General features: G+C 39.0%; 17 protein-coding genes. 8 read left to right on the top strand and 9 right to left on the bottom strand.

Annotation, left to right across the window (positions count from 1 at the left end):
- Positions 1-5: 5 nt before the first annotated feature.
- The 3 genes from rsmG to F3J02_RS00580 all read right to left on the bottom strand — a co-directional run bounded on the left by rsmG (position 6) and on the right by F3J02_RS00580 (position 2,518).
- A complete protein-coding gene (gene rsmG, locus F3J02_RS00590; protein ID WP_167246731.1) occupies positions 6-641 on the bottom strand; it encodes a 16S rRNA (guanine(527)-N(7))-methyltransferase RsmG in 636 nt (211 codons plus the stop codon).
- A gap of 174 nt (positions 642-815) precedes the next feature.
- Positions 816-1,505: an N-acetylmuramate alpha-1-phosphate uridylyltransferase MurU gene (gene murU / locus F3J02_RS00585; RefSeq protein ID WP_167246729.1), complete on the bottom strand. Its 690-nt coding sequence runs from the start codon at positions 1,503-1,505 to the stop codon at positions 816-818.
- Complete coding sequence (locus F3J02_RS00580; RefSeq protein ID WP_167246727.1) at positions 1,505-2,518, bottom strand: aminoglycoside phosphotransferase family protein; 1,014 nt, start codon at positions 2,516-2,518, stop codon at positions 1,505-1,507. The genes murU and F3J02_RS00580 overlap by 1 nt, the downstream gene beginning before the upstream one ends.
- A gap of 118 nt (positions 2,519-2,636) precedes the next feature.
- Here F3J02_RS00580 and F3J02_RS00575 point away from each other — a divergent pair, with 118 nt between their 5' ends.
- Both F3J02_RS00575 and F3J02_RS00570 read left to right on the top strand, forming a co-directional pair.
- Complete coding sequence (locus F3J02_RS00575; RefSeq protein ID WP_167246726.1) at positions 2,637-5,102, top strand: LPS-assembly protein LptD; 2,466 nt, start codon at positions 2,637-2,639, stop codon at positions 5,100-5,102.
- Entirely contained in the window at positions 5,102-6,415 is a 1,314-nt protein-coding gene (locus tag F3J02_RS00570) for a peptidylprolyl isomerase (RefSeq protein WP_167246724.1), read from the top strand. Before F3J02_RS00575 ends, F3J02_RS00570 begins: the two co-directional genes overlap by 1 nt.
- Positions 6,416-6,521: 106 nt before the next feature.
- On the opposite strand, the gene fba is transcribed toward F3J02_RS00570, so the two are convergent.
- The 3 genes from fba to F3J02_RS00555 all read right to left on the bottom strand — a co-directional run bounded on the left by fba (position 6,522) and on the right by F3J02_RS00555 (position 9,246).
- Positions 6,522-7,559, bottom strand: coding sequence for a class II fructose-bisphosphate aldolase (fba, locus tag F3J02_RS00565; protein WP_167246722.1), 1,038 nt, complete (start codon positions 7,557-7,559; stop codon positions 6,522-6,524).
- 212 nt (positions 7,560-7,771) lie between these two features.
- Positions 7,772-8,923: an ATP-dependent RNA helicase RhlB gene (gene rhlB, locus F3J02_RS00560; protein WP_167247829.1), complete on the bottom strand. Its 1,152-nt coding sequence runs from the start codon at positions 8,921-8,923 to the stop codon at positions 7,772-7,774.
- A 110-nt stretch (positions 8,924-9,033) separates the two neighbouring features.
- Positions 9,034-9,246 carry a cold-shock protein gene (locus tag F3J02_RS00555; RefSeq protein ID WP_004653893.1) on the bottom strand — a complete coding sequence of 71 codons (213 nt, stop codon included), beginning with the start codon at positions 9,244-9,246 and terminating at the stop codon, positions 9,034-9,036.
- 357 nt (positions 9,247-9,603) lie between these two features.
- Between F3J02_RS00555 and F3J02_RS00550 the strand changes: the two genes are divergently transcribed.
- The 6 genes from F3J02_RS00550 (at position 9,604) to F3J02_RS00525 (ending at position 12,892) form a co-directional block, all read left to right on the top strand.
- On the top strand, positions 9,604-9,843 hold the full coding sequence (locus tag F3J02_RS00550) for a sulfurtransferase TusA family protein (protein ID WP_167246720.1): 240 nt from the start codon (positions 9,604-9,606) through the stop codon (positions 9,841-9,843).
- Positions 9,844-9,975: 132 nt separating this feature from the next.
- Positions 9,976-10,845, top strand: coding sequence for an RNA polymerase sigma factor RpoH (gene rpoH / locus F3J02_RS00545; protein ID WP_167246718.1), 870 nt, complete (start codon positions 9,976-9,978; stop codon positions 10,843-10,845).
- A gap of 107 nt (positions 10,846-10,952) precedes the next feature.
- Positions 10,953-11,318, top strand: coding sequence for a DUF423 domain-containing protein (locus tag F3J02_RS00540; RefSeq protein ID WP_167246716.1), 366 nt, complete (start codon positions 10,953-10,955; stop codon positions 11,316-11,318).
- A gap of 9 nt (positions 11,319-11,327) precedes the next feature.
- Positions 11,328-11,525, top strand: coding sequence for a sulfur carrier protein ThiS (gene thiS / locus F3J02_RS00535; protein WP_005216503.1), 198 nt, complete (start codon positions 11,328-11,330; stop codon positions 11,523-11,525).
- 23 nt (positions 11,526-11,548) lie between these two features.
- Positions 11,549-12,334, top strand: a complete 786-nt coding sequence (locus tag F3J02_RS00530) for a thiazole synthase (RefSeq protein ID WP_167246714.1) — start codon at positions 11,549-11,551, stop codon at positions 12,332-12,334.
- Between the two features lie 60 nt (positions 12,335-12,394).
- The gene (locus F3J02_RS00525) at positions 12,395-12,892 is read left to right on the top strand and encodes a hypothetical protein (protein ID WP_005187908.1); all 498 of its coding nucleotides are present in this window, start codon (positions 12,395-12,397) and stop codon (positions 12,890-12,892) included.
- Here the strand turns inward: F3J02_RS00525 and F3J02_RS00520 are convergent.
- The 3 genes from F3J02_RS00520 to yaaA are packed head-to-tail and all read right to left on the bottom strand — an operon-like array spanning position 12,881 to position 14,584.
- Positions 12,881-13,507 carry a metal-dependent hydrolase gene (locus F3J02_RS00520; RefSeq protein ID WP_167246712.1) on the bottom strand — a complete coding sequence of 209 codons (627 nt, stop codon included), beginning with the start codon at positions 13,505-13,507 and terminating at the stop codon, positions 12,881-12,883. The genes F3J02_RS00525 and F3J02_RS00520 overlap by 12 nt on opposite strands.
- Positions 13,508-13,516: 9 nt before the next feature.
- Positions 13,517-13,780 (bottom strand): hypothetical protein, encoded by a 264-nt coding sequence (locus tag F3J02_RS00515; protein WP_004639332.1) that lies wholly within the window; start codon positions 13,778-13,780, stop codon positions 13,517-13,519.
- 21 nt (positions 13,781-13,801) lie between these two features.
- Positions 13,802-14,584 carry a peroxide stress protein YaaA gene (gene yaaA / locus F3J02_RS00510; protein WP_167246710.1) on the bottom strand — a complete coding sequence of 261 codons (783 nt, stop codon included), beginning with the start codon at positions 14,582-14,584 and terminating at the stop codon, positions 13,802-13,804.
- Positions 14,585-14,647: the final 63 nt, after the last annotated feature.

Genomic DNA, 14,647 nt, shown 5'->3' with positions numbered 1-14,647 from the left:
TATTTTTATTGAATACGTTGAAGTAAAAGTAAATGACGCTGTTCATCCAATCTTGGCACACGCAGTTCAATAATCTTACATGAATACTGATCTTTCATCTGCTCAACTTCATCCTCTGGGATTAAGCCTTTCATTGCAGCAATAATACTCTGTTCATGCATATAAGGTTGTGCTGCATCTACAAAATCGGTCAATGAAGCAAATGCTCGACTTGTAATGACATCGAACTGACCAAGTTCTCCAATGCTGTCTTCATTTTCAACACGTGTTTGAACTGCAATTACATTCTTCAGCTTTAGGTCAGCAATAAATTGCTTCAAGAAACGAATCTTTTTCCCATTCGAATCTAATAGTACACAAGAACGATCTGGTTGGCATAATGCAATGATCATGCCCGGCATACCACCACCCGTGCCCACATCTAATAAACGACCTTGGGGCAAATCATTTAAGATACTTAAACTATCTAATAAATGTTTAACCAACATTTCTTTCGGCTCGCGGATCGCCGTTAAATTATATGCTTTATTCCATAGCACTAGCGCATCTTGATATTTCAATAAGAGTGTTAGGGCTTCTTCACTTAGGTTAAGACCTAAAGCTTGGCTACCTTGCTTTAATTCTTGAAAAAAAGGATGCATAACAGTGCGACATCTCGATAAACTTGCTGTGCAGTATACCGATTTCTGATACAAGGCACAGCAGGACTTGTTGAACGATTATGCAGTTAAACATTTACAAGCATGATAAACTGCACAATCCTTTAAATTTTTGTCTTTTCTTATGCAAATCACAGATAGACAAAGCATTTTTTATTATGCAAATGCGCCCTGCTTGATTTGTTGATCAAGCTGCTCCAAACGCTCAGGTGTACCCACATCGACCCAAATCCCTTGCAACTTTTCAGCTGAAACTTGCTGCTGCTGCATGGCTTGCTTCAACAATGGCGCTAAAGGTCGCTTGCCATTTTCCAAACCAGCGAACATCTGTGGTGCCAATACTGCAACACCACTATAAGTTAATGCTTCGCCAAGTTGATCTTGCTCAAAAGTATAAGCCAAATCATTGGACAAGATAAAATCACCTTTCAAATGCTGAGGCGGATTCTCTACCAGTACCAAATGAGCTTGCTTATCTTCCAACTGAACATTCAATAACGAAGAAAAATCCATTGTGGTCCAGACATCACCATTAACTAAGATAAAAGGTTCATCACCCAACAATGGCAAGGCATTAATAATACCACCTGCTGTTTCCAAACCTTCACCTTCGTGTGACCATAAAATAGTTACACCAAATTGAGAGCCATCACCTAAAGTAGCAGCAAGTTTTTCACCCAACCAAGCAGTATTAATCACAATCTCGGTAATGCCTATTTTTTGCAACTTCTCAATATGCCACACAATCAGTGGCTTACTACCAACTTCCAATAAAGGTTTTGGCGTATGTAAGGTTAACGGTCGCATACGATTACCAAGACCTGCAGCAAGGATCATTGCTTTCATTATGCTACAACCTCGTAATCACCATATTTTTCAATAAACTTCGGCATCACAATGTCACGAATGAACTGCATAAAGTCATTCAGCTCATCATAAGCTTGGCTTTCTTCAAGTAAATACCACATCACACGCGGTAAGTCTTTTAAATAGCCTGATTTGCCATCACGTTCAAATAAGCGCACAAAGATACCCAAGATTTTCAGGTGACGTTGGATCGCCATCAGATCTGCATCTCGTTTGAACTGCTCAAAACTGCGGTTTTGTTTCGCTGCTGCTGGCAATAAGTTATAAAACACTTCAAACCATGCGTAGACGCGCTCAGCATTCCACTGCACATAGGCATCACGCGTAATCGAGATAAGATCGTAAGTATCAGCACCGATCACTGCATCTTGGAAGTCAATTACACCAAGCTCTTGTTCATCTTCGATTTTCATTAAATTACGACTATGGAAGTCACGATGTACAATCACTTGCGGTTGATTAGTCGCCTCAATCGCAAGAAAATCAAATGCCTGCTCAATCGTTTCCAACTGCTGCTCTGTCGGCTGAATCTTTAATGATGGCAACATCCATTCTGTCAATAGACGCATTTCCGACATCAACTTCTCATAGGAATACACTGGTAATTGTGCATCACCATTGATCTGCTGCAATTCAATCAACTGCTTAAAACTTTGTGCATAATATTGGTCAACCGTTTGATCATTAAGTAACGTTGACAAAACAACATCACCAAAATCTTCTAACAGCAGTAATCCCAAAGTTAAATCTTTAGCAACGATATGTGGTACGCGCACACCATGTTTATCAAAAAACTCATCGATGCTAACAAATGGAATACAATCTTCTTTTTCAGGGGGTGCATCCATGAGCATATATGTTTTGTTTTGTAACTTAATTCGCGCGTAGCGACGAAAGCTTGCATCTCCTGCCAAAAAGTTGATCTCAAATTGATCAGATTGGAGGGTGGCTTGAAGCCAAGTTTGTATCAATTGTTCACGTTGTGTATTCATTTGCAATAAAATCTAAAACTAGCTGAGATTTTGAAAGCTTAAGTGTAGCCACTTATCAACTTTTTCTCTATGATGCGACAATAATTAATTGTGAATTAGCGTATTGGTTAATGAGACAATGAAACATCAGTTTAAATTTAATCCTTTAGCAACAGCTATTTTGACACTCTTGTGTGGCGGCTCGATCCAATCTGGTTTCGCAGCACCAGCTGATGCTGTCTCTACGCTTGACAACAAACAGCTCAAAGCTGCGATTCGACAGAATCAAGAACAGCAAAATCAAGAAAGTTATCCTGGGGAAAGTTTCTTCCAGCAATATTATGTAGACAAATCTGCACCTGAAGCTCAGTTGCGTGATAATCGTTATTTTAGCTCTTCATTTTGCCAAGGAACTTGGGTCACCCCGATTAATCCTGAAGCAAAAGCGGGTGATGCAAGCACAACCACTTCAGTACTCACTGCAGATTACGGGCATTACAACCCAACAGGTGATTCTGTTCTGCAAGGCAATGTTGTGATTGACCAAGAAGGTCGTACTATCCGTGCAGACCAAGTCACAATCGACTCTACACAAACTTATGCCAATGCAGAAGGTCGCGTGCAACTTGCACAGTCAGGTCTGCTTTCTCAAAGTGATGCAATTAACTATAACTTAAAGACACAAACAGGTGATTTAAACAATAGTTTCTATATCTCAGAACAGCAGCATGCACATGGTCATGCAAACCAGATTAAACGTGCAAATGAAAATTTAGTTATTTTTAAAGATGCAAGCTACACGGCCTGCCCACCTGAACAAAAACCAGCATGGAAAATTCAGGCCAAAGAAATTGAATTAAACCAAGATACAGGTCGTGGCGTAACTCGCAACACAAAACTCTATATCAAAGATGTGCCTGTACTGGCTGTACCTTACTTCAATTTCCCGATTGATGACCGACGTACTACAGGCCTACTCAGTCCCAATTTTGGTTATAGCAATGATGGTGGTGCGCAATTAGTCACCCCTATCTATCTCAACCTTGCACCCAATTACGACCTCACACTTACACCAAGCTATATGAGTAAACGTGGTCCAAAGTTAGATGCAGACTTCCGCTATATGACTGAAAACTTTGGTGCAGGTCGTATCTGGGGTGGCTATATAGCAAGTGACAATCAATATGGCGATGAAGCGCGTGATGATCTTCATTTCATTCACAATTGGCGAATCAACAATCAATGGTCAACCAATTTAGAATATAACTACGCTTCTGATAAAGATTACTTTGCAGACTTTAACAACAATCCAAACACAAGAACGGATTTAAATTTACGTCGTGCTTGGGAACTTAACTATCAAAATGGAATTCCAGGTCTAAGAGCCCAGTTAAAAGTTGAAGACTTCCAAACATTAGACAAAACCATTCCTGATGCTAATAAGCCATATGCACGCCTTCCACAGTTTTTATTAAACTACGTTACTGGCGACCCACAAGGTCTACAATATGAGTTTAATAACGATACAGCTTATTTTAAAAAATCAATCAACGACCAATCTGCTCTCGAATCGAGTGGTACACGTGTCTATAACCAATTTGCAGTGCGCTATAACTACTTAACGCCTTCTTGGTTTTACGCAATTCCAGAAGTTTCCGTTCGCAGTATTAATACTTTTTACGACCAAGATACAAGAGCAAATCTTGGATCCGACAACCAAGAAAAATCCGTCGTTGTTCCTCAGTTCACACTTGCTACTGGTGTAACTTTCGAGAAAGATGGCAAATACTTACAAAGTATTTCCCCTCGTGCTTTCTATGCATACTCGCCATACAGAAATCAAGATGATCATCCAAACTTTGATTCGACTACAGCATCAGTCAACTATGACCAACTGTTCAACCCATATCGTTTTTATGGACATGACCGTTTAGATGACAACAATTTCTTATCACTTGGCGTCACTTATAGCCTACTTGATACGGAAGGTTTAGAACGAATTAAAGCAAGTGTTGGACAAAGTTACTATTTTAGTGATCGTCGAGTAAGTTTAACTGGAAAGCTTGATGACTTTGATACGCAACGTCGTACAGGTCCAATTGTTAGCCTATCAAGCCAACTGAATCAAAACTTTACCATTTCCTCGAATGCTGCTTGGATGTCTGATGGTGACAATGCGCAACGAGATTTCCAAGCCTACTATACAGGCGATAAAGGCAATCTTTATAACCTAGGTTACTTTTACAGAAAGAAAATTACTGACCGTCAAGACTCTTATGATCAAGTTGTTGCATCCTTTATACAACCTGTAAAAGACAATTGGCGTATTATGGGCCATGCCCAATACGATATAGACAACAACGTGATGCGTGAATATTTACTTGGTGTAAATTATGAGTCTTGTTGTTGGGCTGTTTCGGTATATGGTCGCTCTTACTATAACGATCTGGATGACCCAAACGCTCCAGACGTTCGCAAAAAGAATGCGGTTATGGCTGAATTCACCCTAAAAGGCCTTGGTGCTTTAAACAACAAGCTTGCCTCTCTCCTAGAAAACAGAGTTTTAGGTTTCAACAAAATTAATCAATCTTGGACACAACGTTAATGAAGATAAAACCTTTTCAACATATCTTTAAAGCGACTGTTCTCGCTGCCCTAATTTCTTCATCAATGCAAAGCTTTGCACAACCTACGGATGAGGTTGTTGCAATTGTAGATAGTAGTGTCATTCTTAAAAGTGATTTAGAACAAGGGATTGCTGAAACAGAACACCAGTTAAAAGCACAAAATAAAACTGTTCCACCTCAACAGTATTTACAAATGCAAGTACTTGATCAACTCATCATTCGTCAAGCGCAATTAGAACAAGTAAAGCGTTATGGCATTAAACCTGATGAAAAGAGCTTAAATGCTGCAGTATTAAAAGTTGCAAACCAATCAGGTGCAAATACACTTGAGGCATTTCAACAAAAACTGGATGCAATTGCACCAGGCACTTATGAAAATTTGCGTAACCGTGTTGCAGAAGATTTAGCAATTGGTCGTTTGCGTCAACAACAAGTTATGTCGCGTATTAAAATCAGCGACCATGATGTTGAAAACTTTTTAAACTCCCCTGAAGGTCAAGCTGCATTAGGCACTCAAGTTCATGTCATTCACATGCGTATTTCAGCTGAAAATAGCAACGAAGTACAACAAGTCGCTCAGCAGGTAAAACAATCTCTCACAACAAGTGACGATACAAAATCGATTAGCTCTAAGCTATCAACAGCTTCAGTGAAAGTCGACGGTGCAGACATGGGTTTCCGCTCACTCTCAGAGATTCCTACAGAACTTTCAGCACGTATTGCCCCACTTCAAGTTGGACAAACAACTGAGCTGATCAATGTACGAGACGGAATACACGTATTAAAGTTATTAGAACGCAAGCAGAATGATCAAAAAGCACTAGTTCCTCAATACAAGACACGCCATATTCTGATTCAACCTTCAGAAGTAGTAAGCTTAGATCGTGCCAAGCAAATGATTGATAGTCTCTATAATCGTGCTAAAGCTGGTGATGACTTCGCAACCCTTGCAGCAACCTATTCAAATGATACAGGCTCTGCACGTGATGGCGGTAGCTTAGGTTGGGTAAGCCCAGGCGTAATGGTACCTGAATTTGAAAAGGTCATGAAAGAAACCCCTGTTGGGCAAATTAGTAAGCCATTCCAAAGTCAATTCGGTTGGCATATTTTACAAGTCACAGATACACGTGAGCAGGATATGACCAAAGAAGTTCAGGAACGTATGGCACGCCAAATCTTAGGTGAACGTCAGTTTGATACCGAAGTTGATAGCTGGATGCGTGAGCTTCGCGCGAATGCCTATGTCGAAATCAAAGATGCCAACTTAGATTCTAAAGCACAACAGAAATAAAACAGCCTAATAAAAATGCCAGCAATTCGCTGGCATTTTTATTTTCAAAATTTATCATTAAAAAAAATAGTGGCAGTTGCCACTATTCTTCTACATTACAAATTGATTATTTGTAACGATCAACCATTTTCTCTAAAGAAATTGGACGAATCTTATCTGCATTACCTGATGTACCAAATGAATTATAACGATCTACACAGATTTGCTTCATTGCTTCAACAGTTTCACCAAAGAATTTACGCGGGTCAAATTCACTTGGTTTCTCCGACATCATACGACGCATTGCGCCCGTCGAAGCCAAACGTAAATCGGTATCAATATTGATCTTACGCACACCATGTTTGATCGCTTCTACCAGCTGATCTACAGGCACGCCATAAGTTTCTTTAATATCACCACCGTATTGGTTAATGATCGCTAACCACTCTTGTGGAACAGAGCTTGAGCCATGCATCACAAGATGTGTGTTTGGCAATGCAGCGTGGATTTCTTTAATACGGTCAATTGCCAAGATGTCACCCGTAGGTGGACGAGTAAACTTGTATGCACCGTGTGAGGTACCTACCGCAATCGCTAGGGCATCAACATTAGTATCCGCAACAAATTGAGTCGCTTCTTCAACAGAAGTTAAGAGTTGAGAGTGGTCAAGTACACCTTCTGCACCGACACCATCTTCTTCACCAGCCATACCAGTTTCAAGGCTACCTAAGCAACCAATCTCACCTTCAACTGAAACACCACATGCATGCGCCATAGCGACAACACGACGAGTTACGTCAACATTATAGTCATATGAAGTTGGTGTTTTACCATCCGCACCTAACGAACCATCCATCATCACTGAGCTGAAGCCCAACTGAATCGAACGTTGGCAAACATCAGGGCTAGTACCATGATCTTGATGCATTACCACTGGAATATGTGGCCACTCTTCAATCGCAGCTAAAATAAGATGACGTAAGAATGGTGCACCCGCATATTTACGCGCACCAGCCGAAGCTTGCACGATAACAGGTGAATTCGTTGCATCCGCAGCGAGCATGATTGCGCGCATTTGTTCTAAGTTGTTTACGTTAAACGCTGGTACGCCGTAGTTATGTTCTGCAGCGTGATCCAAGAGCTGGCGCATTGAAATTAGAGCCATAATATCCTCCCAGGTAATGCGGCATATTCTACATGCTGATCTATTTCAATTCAGCAACTAATCACAGTAATTATAAAAAAATCTTTAATCTTTTGTGCAATTTGAGTTGTAATTCTTATTAAATAATCAAAAAGGCCAAATCACAAAGTAATTTGACCTTTTCCAAAACACATATCTAGATCGCAATTGAACTAAATAAAACGAATTAGAGCTTAGCAGTAACCCTCTAAACGCGTTAATGGTAATTTTTTACCAATCGCTTTTTCAATTTCAGGTAAATAGAATGCATCATCTTCAGACAAGAAACTGATACTCACACCTTGCGCACCAGCACGCCCAGTACGACCAATACGATGCACATAATCATCAGACTGTTCAGGCAAGGTGAAATTAATCACATGTGAAACACCATCCACATGAATACCGCGCCCTGCCACATCGGTTGCGATCATTATATTATTCTTGCCTTGCTTAAACTGCTCAAGCATTTTCAAACGCTTGTCTTGAGCAATTTCGCCCGATAGCATCCCAACCTTATAGCCATCACGCTTTAAGTGATCATACAAACGACGCACCTGATCTCGACGATTTGCAAAGATCATTACTTTATCAATTGGCTCTTCACGCAGAATATCTTGTAATAACTTATATTTGTCTTGTTTAGCAACCACATAAACACGTTGCTCAACGTCATTATTGGTTTTTTGCTCAGGCTCAATCTCTACCGTTACAGGCTCAAATAGCCACTGACGTGCAAGATTTAAAACATCATAGCTAAATGTTGCAGAGAACATTAAAGTTTGGCGCTGCTCTTTAAATGGTGAAAAGCGAACAATTCTTTTGACCGATGGAATAAAGCCCATATCTAATAATCGATCTGCTTCATCAATCACTAAAAATTCGATTTTATCCAACCAAACTTCTTTTTGCTCCACAAAATCGATCAAACGACCTGGTGTTGCAACAATGATATCAACGAAGTTTCGATCCAACATTTTCTTCTGCTTGTCAAAATCTACACCACCCAATAAGGTTACTAAGTGAAGGTTTGAAAACTTGGTTAATGCTTGTGCATCACTTTCAATCTGTAATGCCAACTCGCGTGTCGGTGCCAAAATTAACGCACGTGGCTCACCACGAAAGCGTTGCTCCTGAACTGGATTATTAAGTAGATCATTGATCACACTAACCAAAAAGGCAGCTGTCTTGCCTGTGCCTGTTTGTGCTCGACCAATAGCATCATGCCCTGCTAATGTATATTTTAAAACCTTTTGCTGAATCGGGGTCATTTGTGTAAAACCCAAAGCATCAATCGCTTTCTTCAACTGCGGATGTAAATTTAAGGTTTCAAAACCAGATGTCATATATGCTCTCGAACCATCAACGACCAAAATAAAGTCGTTATTATAAACCATAAAAAACAAAAACGCCCCAATAACATTGGGGCGTTTTTTTATTGCATTAAGGCAACAAATTAGTCTAAAGGCTGAACGTTTTCAGCTTGGAAACCTTTTTGTCCTTGAACAACACTGAATTCTACGCGTTGGCCGTCACGTAAAGAACGGTGGCCATCACCCATAATTGCGCGGAAATGAACAAATACGTCATCACCACCATTACGCTGAATAAAACCAAAGCCTTTAGTGTCGTTAAACCACTTTACTACGCCTTGTTCACGAGCTGTCATAAGTCAATCCTCAGATATTGAAAGATAAGGACCTTCCGGTGTTGCAAACAGCAGAGCCAACAAGGTTTTAAAATATTTATAATTTTAAAGCTTGTAATCATTCTGTAAAACTATCAACAATTTCCGGTTACATCCATTTGTTATAGAGTTTAAAACAATTGATTTGTATTAAACAACTTTCTAAAACGCATCGAGCTTATCATGGGTTTATAACAATTAATAGAAGTTTTTTTAGTTATTATCGATATTTCTATCTGTTTTTTTCAATAATTTAGCTGATTTTTTAATGAAATTTTTCTCTCAAAAATTACGAGAAAATTTGTTAAGATAGGTTTGAATAAAATGATTTAAATGTATATGACCGATACACTACATCCTCCCATTATTATTGATGCATTAGGACAACCCTGCCCAATGCCATTGCTTATGTTGAAGCGCGCTTTAAAAAAAGTGGATGGCGCACAACAATATTTATTGAAATCCTCTGATCCACATAGCGAAATTGATGTAACACGATATTGCAAAATTCAGCAACTTCAATGCCTGACACAAAAAATTTCAGACAATGAATTTCACTATTTAATTGAATCTATGTAATTCTTTGCTAAACTCTTGCTAAAGATAAATATAGTTAACTTTACATTTCTATACTCAAATTTCCTTAGTGATGAAGAACATTCGCATTAAGATGAAATTGTTGACTTAAATACCATCCTATAAGGAGACTCCATGACTACTGACAGCAGCAATCAATTGATGCCCCTGTCATTGTCTGCGCCAGGCGTAAACCTTGGTGCATATATCAGTACTGTCAATCAAATTCCAATTTTAACGGCCGAGCAAGAAAAAGAACTTGCTGAGCGTTATTATTATGACCAAGACCTCGATGCTGCCAAGTTATTGGTAATGTCACACCTCCGCTTTGTTGTACATATTGCACGTAGTTATGCAGGTTACGGATTACCACAAGGTGATCTCATTCAAGAAGGTAACCTCGGATTAATGAAAGCGGTTAAACGTTTTGATCCGAATATGGGTGTTCGCTTAGTTTCTTTTGCTGTGCACTGGATTAAAGCTGAAATTCATGAATATGTGATTCGTAACTGGCGTATTGTTAAGATTGCGACCACCAAAGCTCAACGCAAATTGTTCTTTAATTTACGTAGTCTTAAAAAATCAAGCAAACGACTCACTTTAGAAGAAGCGAAATCAATTGCCAATGATTTGAACGTAACCCCTGAACAAGTGTTAGAGATGGAAGGCCGTCTCACTGCTTATGATGCTGCTTTTGAAGCACAAGGTGATGATGATGACGATACACCTCATACTGCACCTGCGCTTTATTTAGAAGATAATCGTTATGATCCAGCACGATTAGTTGAAGAAGAAGATTACGAACAGCAAAGTACCACAGCCTTACATGATGCAATGGACCAGCTTGATGATCGTTCACGTAATATTTTACAACGTCGCTGGTTAGATGATGACAAGTCAACTTTGCATGAGTTGGCTGCTGAATATAATGTTTCTGCTGAGCGTATTCGTCAGTTAGAAAAGAATGCCATGGAAAAAATCAAAACTGCCATGTCTGCAAGCTAAAATCGAATCAAACACAAGGGCTTTAATGCCCTTTTGTTTTATCTGGCTTTGTTTAAGCACCCGAATATGTTAACTTTGTTTATCAAATTTCCAGTTCCATTGTCATTATGTGGATAGCAATCTCTGCGCTTAATCTTGCGCTTGCAGTCATGCTGGGTGCTTTCGGTGCTCATGGACTCAAATCTTTTGCAACACCAGAGCAACTTGCTTGGTGGGGTACAGCAACTCAATACTTTTTCTATCACGGTCTTGGCTTACTAATTTTAGGTGTACTAGATAAAACCGCACCAACTTTTCCAATAAAAATTCCTTTTATTTTGATGCAAATTGGTATCATCTTCTTCTGCGGTTCGTTGTACATTATGGCGCTTGGTTTACCTCGAATCTTAGGTGCGATCACCCCAATTGGTGGTGCATTTATGATTGCAGGTTGGGTGCTACTCGCATGGCAAGCAATCAAGCATGCGAAATAAGGATTGATCATGCACATCTATTTAAATGGTGAGTCAACAGACACGCCTTGCGAAAACCTACAGCAATTGATTCAAAGTTTAGAACTTGAAGGCAAACGCTTCGCTGTAGAGAAGAACCAACAGATTATTCCGAAAAGTAGACTTGAGCAAACGACAATTGCTCCTGAAGATCGTATTGAAATTATTCAAGCTGTTGGTGGCGGCTAATCGGCTAAAAATGGAGTAAGCCCATGCAAGATTCCCCTTTAATTATTGGTTCACGTACTTTTAACTCACGCTTATTGGTCGGAACTGGTAAATATAAAGATCTCAATGAAACTGATTTAGCCATTCAAGCCAGTGGTGCTGAGATTGTCACTGTCGCAATCCGTCGTGTAAACATTGGTCAACATGCCGATCAACCGAATTTACTTTCAGTGATTCCACCAGAAAAATATACGATTCTGCCTAATACAGCAGGTTGTTTTGATGCTGATAGCGCAATTCGTACCTGTATGCTGGCACGTGAACTTCTTGATGGTCACAATCTGGTGAAGTTAGAAGTACTTGGTGATGAAAAAACCTTATATCCAAATGTGACCGCAACGCTTAAAGCAGCGCAAACCTTGATTGATGATGGTTTTGAAATCATGGTCTATACCTCGGATGACCCGATTGTTTCGCAAGAACTTGAAAGTATGGGCTGTGTTGCGATCATGCCTTTGGGTAGTTTGATTGGTTCTGGTCTTGGTATTTTGAATCCACATACCATTTCCATCATCAAAGAAAATGCCAAAGTCCCTGTTTTAGTAGATGCAGGTGTCGGTACAGCTAGTGATGCGGCAATTGCAATGGAGTTGGGCTGTGATGGCGTTCTTATGAACACGGCGATTGCCGCTGCTCAAAATCCTATTTTGATGGCTTCTGCGATGAAGAAAGCGGTTGAAGCAGGTCGTGAAGCATTCTTAGCAGGTCGTATGCCGCGTAAGCGTATGGCGAATGCGAGCTCACCTGAGACTGGGTATTTCTTTAAATAAAGTATAAGTGGTGAAGGGATCACTCTGTTCCTTCACCCTCTAGATTGACGTATATACACTATGGAAAATAAAATTAAAAAAATCTACCTAGTTAAAGTTTCATCCAATTTACACGAAGCCCCTGTTAACACAAAATACTTTATACTTGAGGGAAATCAAATATATGCTACAAACAAACAAGAAATTTTAAATTCTTCACAAAACATTATTGGATATATCTTTTTCTTCTTTTCATGGAAATTAAAAACTGATTCGTGTGCGATATTCCCACACAATGAATCCCTCTATCTATTTCATAATGATACCTTCATCGAAATCGAAAAAAATTCTGTACAAATTAAAAAAATTTTATTTTGGAGAATTATTACTATTAAAAAGGGAAGCAACCTCCCTATTTTTATTAAACTATTTACACCACCCTATAGATGGTTATCTAATGATGGCATGTTCCCAGAAACAGTAGAACCATTAATAGATTTTTTAATTGATGTTAATGATAACTACGACTGGAAACTATCTAACATAAAAAAACTATATCAATATATTTCAAAAACATAAGCTCATTAGATTTTTTAGATTATCTTTCGCCCTTTGCTCAAAATTCTGCTGAAAATATTCCGTTTGATACAGCAGTTCAGTCTGATAAAAATGTGCTAGAACTTGTTTTCTTTTAATCGAATAAACATCTGGATCTACCCAAGCATACTCCTGTTGAATCTGCTGTTCATATTCCTCGAATCGCTCTGGTGAGGCAGCTAGAATCGCCAAATCAATATCCAGTAAAAACTGCAAATCTAGTTCATCTGTTACTTCATGCTTTTGCGTGGCAATAACCCATTGTTTAATCTTTTCAACGATATCAATTGATAAATCTTGAGCCAAATACTGCTCGAATAACTCGGCACTTTTTAGCTCATTATCTTTTGCTTGTGGATCATAAACCGCATCATGAAACCAGAGCGCCAATAAAACAGCATGTGCATCATTTAAATCAGCTCGAATCGAGTCAACTAGAACCAAACATTCATACAAATGTTGCAGTGTATGATAAGCCCGCTGCTTTTCACTGTAGGCAGCAATCAACTTATTAAAAACTTTCTGCGGCTCAGAAAAGTGATAATGCTGATGCAGCTCAAACCATGATTTTTCTAATAAGCTCAAATACTGCTGCATTACTCATCCTTATTGGATTTCTTTATTCAGCCATTTTGCCAAGGATTCTGCGTCTTTCCGCTCTAAAAAAAGCTGGTACAAAGTACAGGAACCAAACTCATGTTTCAGTTCCTGTTGGCGCATAGGATGATTACCAAATCTGAATCGTCGAGTACCGTCTCGATCTAAAGGCAATGCATATACCCCATAGCTACGAGGTTCTGTCAGGTGCCCTTTGACACAAACTTGATCAGACGATATCGCGTGTTTTAATAAATATTCTTTGGTTAACATCCCACCCTGCCCAAGGCAAAACTAAGCTGCGTGTTGCTCATCTCGCTTAAAGACCAATTCTTTATTCGATGAACTTTCAGCATCAAAGTAATACCCTTCACTATCAAATGCTTTTAATTGTTCTACTTGGCTTAATTTATTTTCAATCAAGTATCTTGCCATCAGACCACGCGCTTTTTTCGCATAGAAACTAATAACTTTATATTTTCCGTTCTTCTGATCCAAGAATACAGGCTTAACAATTTCTGCCTGAATTTTCTTTTCATTCACAGATTTATAATATTCGTCAGAGGCTAAATTTACCAATACTTTTGCATCAATTTCAGCTAAATCTTGGTTAATTTGATCCGTAATAATACTGCCCCAAAATTCATATAGATTATGACCACGCGTATTCTTTAGTTTAGTACCCATTTCCAAACGGTATGGCATCATCAAATCCAATGGACGTAATAAACCATAAAGACCAGACAGCATACGTAAATGCTGTTGAGCAAAATCAATATCTTGATCTTTTAAGTGATATGCATCTAAACCTGTGTACACATCACCTTTAAATGCAAATAAAGCCTGACGTGCATTGGAAAAATCAAAATCTGCATTCCAGTCACGAAAGCGCTCTACATTTAGGTTGGCAATTTTCTCACTCACCGTCATCAATGATGCAATTTCAGTTGCCGACAATTTGCGACAAACATCAATCAACTGTTGAGATTGTGCCAGCAAACGTGGTTGAGTATGTGTATCTGTAGGAAGTGCTGTCGTGTAATCGAGTGTTTTAGCAGGAGAAATTAAAGCAAGCATAATCAATCAAAATAAATTTATCTTGGTGAAACTATAACAGTTGATAATTTTTAATGCCAATTC

It is taken from the genome of Acinetobacter sp. Tr-809, assembly GCF_011753255.1.
Classification (GTDB): domain Bacteria; phylum Pseudomonadota; class Gammaproteobacteria; order Pseudomonadales; family Moraxellaceae; genus Acinetobacter.
The sequence above is the reverse complement of the archived record's forward strand: the minus strand, read 5'-3'. Positions and strand labels throughout refer to the sequence as shown.